This window comes from Micromonospora maritima (assembly GCF_902825405.1).
Taxonomy (GTDB): Bacteria; Actinomycetota; Actinomycetes; order Mycobacteriales; family Micromonosporaceae; genus Micromonospora; species Micromonospora maritima.
Map to the genome: position 1 here is coordinate 1 of NZ_CADEAU010000862.1, position 1,283 is coordinate 1,283.

At 74.4% G+C, this 1,283-nt stretch carries 3 protein-coding genes; 1 reads left to right on the forward strand and 2 read right to left on the reverse strand.

Annotated features, from left to right (window positions below; genetic code table 11):
- Nucleotides 1-612: 612 nt before the first annotated feature.
- Entirely contained in the window at nucleotides 613-921 is a 309-nt protein-coding gene (locus HUW36_RS35040; RefSeq protein ID WP_343044380.1) for an FmdB family zinc ribbon protein, read from the reverse strand.
- Here HUW36_RS35040 and HUW36_RS35045 point away from each other — a divergent pair.
- Nucleotides 851-1,000 carry a hypothetical protein gene (locus HUW36_RS35045; protein WP_343044381.1) on the forward strand — a complete coding sequence of 50 codons (150 nt, stop codon included), beginning with the start codon at nucleotides 851-853 and terminating at the stop codon, nucleotides 998-1,000. The two genes, HUW36_RS35040 and HUW36_RS35045, sit on opposite strands and share 71 nt — an antisense overlap.
- 34 nt (nucleotides 1,001-1,034) lie before the next feature.
- Here HUW36_RS35045 and HUW36_RS33085 read toward each other — a convergent pair.
- On the reverse strand, nucleotides 1,035-1,283 hold a 249-nt coding region (locus tag HUW36_RS33085), incomplete at its 5' end, for a 5-formyltetrahydrofolate cyclo-ligase (RefSeq protein WP_281357594.1).

A 1,283-nucleotide genomic window follows, 5' to 3' on the forward strand; every position in this document is an offset into this window, starting at 1 on the left:
CCCGGTGGCGCGCCGGTCGTGGGGGCGGCGACCCGGGCGGGACCGGCCGGGCAGCCGCCCGGGGTCTGGAACACGGCCGCGGCCAGGCCGAGCAGCACCGCGACCGCGGTCACCCGCAGCAGGGTCCGGCGCCGGGGGAGACCACGCCAGCGGACCGGACGCAACGCTCCCTCATCACTCGCCACCGTCGCCCCCCGCCCGTCGATCCGACCCTTCGACCAGCAGGCTAGGTGTCACCGCCCCGCCGTCGCCGGCCCTGTGGACAACCCGCCGTCCTGTGGACAACCCCGCTCGCCGCTCGCCGCTCGCCGCTCGCCGCTCGGCGCCGCCACTTCGGGGAAGTGGCTGCTTCCGGACGGATTGATACCGCCACCTCCCCGAACTGGCGAGTGGCCATGGGGCTGACGCCGCCACCTCGCCGAACTGGGGATCGGCCGTGTGGAGCTGGGGTCGCCGGCTGCCCGGGGGTGATCGCGGGGGCTCGGGCCGACGCCTTCGCGGGGCTGGTGGTCCGAAGCGCGGAGCGGGGGAACGGCGTGCGGGCAGGGTGACGGCCGGGCATGACACGTGGCCGCCCCCGGGACGGGAGCGGCCACGTTCGGTGGACGTCGGTCAGGAGGAGCTGGACGCCGCCGGCGTCTTGCTCGCCGAGGACCCGGACGTCGAACCGGACGAGCCCGAGGACGAGGAGCCGGAGGAGGACGAACCGGACGACGAGGACGAGGAGTCCGACGACGAGGACGACTCGGACTTCGCCGGCTTGCTCGTGGTGCCGGCGGCGCTGTCGGAACCGGACGAACGCGAGTCCGTGCGGTAGAAGCCGGAGCCCTTGAACACGATGCCGACGGAGTTGAAGAGCTTGCGCAGCCGCCCCTCACACGCCGGGCACTCGGTCAACGGCTCGTCCGAGAAGGACTGCACCGCCTCGAGCTGGTGGCCGCACGCGGTGCAGGCGTACTGGTACGTGGGCACGTTCTCCTCCGGATCTCAGACGGCCTGACTGGCACTCGTGGTCTTCGAGTGCCAATGGTGCGTCATCGCACCCGGGTTCGTCCAGCGGAAGCGCCCGGGCCCACACCCGGCACCGCCACCAGTCCGTCCGTGGGGGTGATCACCCAGTCCACCGGCCGGTCGTGCGGACCTGCCGGAACCGAGGTCACCAGTTCGCCGTCGTGCAGCAGCGCCACCGTCGGCACGCCGGCCGGCACCCGGGCCAGCGCCCGGTCGTACGAGCCGCCGCCCCGGCCGAGCCGGACGCCCCGGCGGTCCACCGCCAGCGCCGG